The sequence below is a fragment of the Granulicatella sp. zg-84 genome, assembly GCF_010892375.1.
Lineage (GTDB): Bacteria > Bacillota > Bacilli > Lactobacillales > Aerococcaceae > WM01.
Genome location: NZ_WNJX01000055.1, coordinates 1 through 4255, shown reverse-complemented (window position 1 = coordinate 4255; position 4255 = coordinate 1). Strand labels below are relative to the sequence as shown.

Here is a 4255-nt window from a genome sequence, read left to right as displayed (position 1 = left end):
CAATGATTTTTTATGTCGAATGTCACACTCTGATATGTTTTCATGATCAAATGTGATGTTTTTATCCTTTAATTGTAGTAAGATTTCTGTTATATTAGACATAGGCAATTTCTCCTTATTATTTGGTCGTACTTTTAATTTAAGAGAAAATTGCCTTTTTGTCTACATAAAATTAGGGTTGCTGGCTTATGCCATCAACCCTAAAAATTATACAGCCTTTTTAGTTCTATCTCAAAAGATGTCTGTGGATTATTTCTATCAACATCTTTTATTATTGAGTTAATGACATTTACAATATTTTATTTAATTTTTTCATTTCTTTTTTAGTTTTATACTAAATATTTACAAATTTCATCATAGAATAAACAAAATTGATTTAAAAAGTCTTTTATGAAGGGATATACCGTTTTTTGTCTGTATATAATATAAAAATTATTGATAATAAATCATTTTGTCAGCTATAAAAAGAAATATGGCTTTTTTTATAGACAGAGAATAAAAACTTTGTAGAATGGAGCATGAAGACAGAAAGGAGGGAAATTATGGAGGAAAATCAATTAGAAGAATTATTTTATGAATTGAATGATGAAGTTTTAAAAAGATTAAATGTTTATTTTAGAGGATGGCATCATGCTCCTGAACATGAAACTGATGGAGATTAGCATGAGAATTAGTAAATATATAGATCAATTAAATCAGAAAAATATACCTATTTATTTAAAAGAAAGAATAAGTCTTGCTAAACTTATTGTGTTACATAATGATATATCATTCATGCCACGTCGATCTGTACCTTATTATTTAAATGATTTAGGTGTTAGAGAATTTAAAAGTATTCAAAAAATGATGTTAACAGTATGTCACGATAATTGTATTAAGATACCTACTACTCATGAACTTGTAGAAGAATTAGCATGCATTCCAATACAAAAATATGCGTATTGGATTGATATGGTTATTTTTTTAACAGGTGATTATCAAGCTGTTGAGATAAGTGTGTTAAATAGATTTGATGAGATAGTAGCATACGCTGATTACACATTATGTATTTTTTCTGGAACAGTGTTAGTCGCAAGAAATAATAAAAAAGGTCTTCAATTATTTGAGCTAGCATCTAATATAAATGTATCAAAATCAACGCTAAATCGTTTGACAGCATTACATCGAATGGCTGTTTCAGAATTAAAAAGATTTAGAAATTTTAAAAAAGTTGAAAGTATTTTAAATGAAATTGTACTTGAAAATCACTCAAATATTCAAGATGATTTGATGATGACCGTACTTGTTAATAATTTATATGCTTTTTTCTTACTCGAATCACATCGAGAGATGTGGGGAAGTTTATATATTGAATTAATCATGAAAAATGCACAATTATTATCAAAAGCACTTCTTTATTCCAAAGATATATCTGATAATAAAAAACATCAAGTAGCTCGATATTTAAGTCAAATAAATATAAATCTTGCACAAATTTTTCTAAAAAAAGAGCAGTTAAAAAGAGCCATTTATCTTTTAGAGTTAAATGTTGATATGGTATCTAAATATGCTACCGTTTATATCTCAGAAGCATTAGGTACATTAGGCTATTTTTATTTTTTAAATAAAGATTTTAAAAGAGCCATTCCCATTTTAGAACAAGCTTTAGTTTATCATGTAAACGAGGGAGAATTTTATTCAATTGTATTTGACTATCAATTATTGATTGTATTATATTATAAAACAGATAATATGATGAAAGTAAGAGAGTTAGAGAAAGAACTAGTAAAGTTAGAACAAAGTGATAGTAAGAGGGGAATATATGACTAAAATTGATATTCAACATTTAAGGAAAGAATTTATAACTAAAAAGGAGACATTTGTAGCTGTAGAAGATATTTCTTTTACATTAGAATCTGGAAAAGTAGTTGCACTTTTAGGGCCTAATGGAGCAGGAAAAACAACGCTGGTACAAATGATAGCTGGATATTTAGAACAAACAAGTGGTTCTATTTTGATTGATGGTACAACATTAACGAAAAAAACACGAAAATACTTTCCTATGGGAGTTGTATTAGGTGGAGAATTAGGATTTTATGGTCATGCATCGGCAAGAGAAAATTTAATATTTTTTGCACATCTGAAGAAAGTTGCTAGAAAACAAGTACAAGATGAAGTCAATAGAGTATTAACATTAGTAGAATTAAAAGATGTTGAACATAAAAAAGTAAGGGAATTTTCAAGAGGAATGAAGCAACGATTGCATATTGCAAGAGCGCTTTTAAACAAACCTAAAATTATTCTTTTAGATGAACCAACAACGGGATTGGACGTGGAAATTGCTCGTACAATAAGGGAAATGATTAAACATCTTGCTAAAACAGAGAAAATCGCTATTCTATTAACAAGTCATACAATGTCTGAAATTGAATTTTTATCAGATCGTATTTTATTGATTGGTGCAGGTAAAATTTATCATGAAGGAACAGTGGAGAGCATCATTCGCTTATCTAATCTCACTAAGATTGATAGACCGGCAACATTAGAAGAATCTTATTTAGCTATTGCTGAACAGTTAAAAAGGAGATAGAGTATGCGTTTTTTATCATTAGTTATATTTCATTTAAAACTGTATAGCAAAAATAGTTATTTTTTAATGACGGTTTTATCCAGCACAACAACATTGATTTTATTTCAATATTTAGCAGCATATTCTCAACATGAAACAGTTAACCAAGTTGCTTGGCTAAGAGCAGGAATTTTTGGATTATGGGCATCTGGAACAACAGCAGCAGGAGTTGTAGGTATGCAAAAATGGCAAGGAACATTCGTGTATTTAATCAATAATCCACTAGATGACTATATTTCCTTAGTTGCACTGGTTATGCCAGCAGCTTTATTTGGATTATTAAGTTTTCCTATTGCTTTTTTATTATCTATTTTTTTAGGATTTTTGCCAGTTATTACTTTAATTGATATATTATTCATAATCTTACTTTGGTTTGGTGCAACTGTTTTAGATTTATGCATTGCTTCTGTATTTGTTTTAACAAAGAATGCCATTATTTATGAAGAATTGATTTCTTTACCGATACTATTACTATCAGGTTTATTCACTGTTCCTACATTATTTATGCCCTTAAAACAAATTATGCAGTGGATTATACCAATTTCAATGCCTATTGGTTGGTTATTAAAAGAAGAAGTATTAACAGGGATCAATTTATTAAAATGCCTTGTCAGTATTGTCATTATGCTTGGTATTAGCTTTTATACAACTCATTATTTAATCAAAAAAGCAAAACAATTCGGTCAATTTGGGGGAAGCTTATGAAAATTGTACTTACATCACTTTCTTATTTTAATCATTTACGAACATTTTTGCTTCACTTCATTATTATACCAATGTTCCAAGCCTTTTTAATGGTACTGATTATGCAAGACTATAATTATCAATTATCATCTAAAATCATGACGGTTTCCATTGTGTTATCAAGTGGGACGATGGCTGTATATATGGTATCCAAACTCTTTATTGGAAATATGAATAGAGGGATTGATAAATATGTCATTGTACATCACCCATTTTCTTTTTATTATTGGGGAAATCAATTTCTGATTTGTTTTTTTGGAGCATATTTATTAGCAGTGATAAATGGTGTATTATTTGCTAGTTTAAATATTGTTTCTCTATACTATATTTTAATATTGGCACCTTTTTGTATTGTTTCGGGTATTGTGCTTGGTTTATTTGCAAGCTGTTTATCTTGGACATATCACAATCCATATTTTTGGACAAATATAGTTGCGAGTATGATTGTGCTTTTAGGAGGATCTGTTGGTGCTGTATCGACTTATCCACCTTTATGGCAATTATGTAGTAATGTACTTCCTTTTAGTACTATTACAAATATGATTTATACCAATCAGTTAGATGTAATAAGTATTTTTATCAATCTATCTATTTGGATAATATTAACACTCTGTCTTTATATATATCAATGCAATAGAAGAATAGCTAGACAACGTTATTCTATTTTTTAATAATGCTATTGGTAAAACAGGTAGTGAATGACTAATACCATTCACTACCTGTTTTTTCTACTATTGATAATGATAAAATACATAAAAATATTGACTTTTTTTATTGGCTCTATGTCAAATAGGGTTGATGACTCATAAAAGGTAGTGATGTCACAAATGTTACGTCACTATCTTTTTATTTTAAGTCACAAAGTGATGTACGGCTCACCAAAATGTACACGATACATGTCTC

The 4255-nt window shown here is 28.5% G+C and carries 4 protein-coding genes; all 4 read left to right on the top strand.

Translation table 11 applies throughout. The features are described 5' to 3' along the window. The first annotated feature begins 663 nt into the window (after positions 1–663). The 4 genes from GMA06_RS08150 to GMA06_RS08135 are packed head-to-tail and all read left to right on the top strand — an operon-like array spanning position 664 to position 4023. Entirely contained in the window at positions 664–1809 is a 1146-nt protein-coding gene (locus GMA06_RS08150) for a hypothetical protein (RefSeq protein ID WP_163545179.1), read from the top strand. Continuing rightward, the gene (locus tag GMA06_RS08145) at positions 1802–2569 is read left to right on the top strand and encodes an ABC transporter ATP-binding protein (RefSeq protein WP_163562276.1); all 768 of its coding nucleotides are present in this window, start codon (positions 1802–1804) and stop codon (positions 2567–2569) included. The genes GMA06_RS08150 and GMA06_RS08145 overlap by 8 nt, the downstream gene beginning before the upstream one ends. 3 nt (positions 2570–2572) lie before the next feature. Beyond that, a complete protein-coding gene (locus tag GMA06_RS08140) occupies positions 2573–3313 on the top strand; it encodes a multidrug ABC transporter permease (RefSeq protein WP_163562275.1) in 741 nt (246 codons plus the stop codon). Beyond that, on the top strand, positions 3310–4023 hold the full coding sequence (locus GMA06_RS08135; RefSeq protein WP_163562274.1) for a hypothetical protein: 714 nt from the start codon (positions 3310–3312) through the stop codon (positions 4021–4023). The genes GMA06_RS08140 and GMA06_RS08135 overlap by 4 nt, the downstream gene beginning before the upstream one ends. Positions 4024–4255 lie beyond the last annotated feature (232 nt).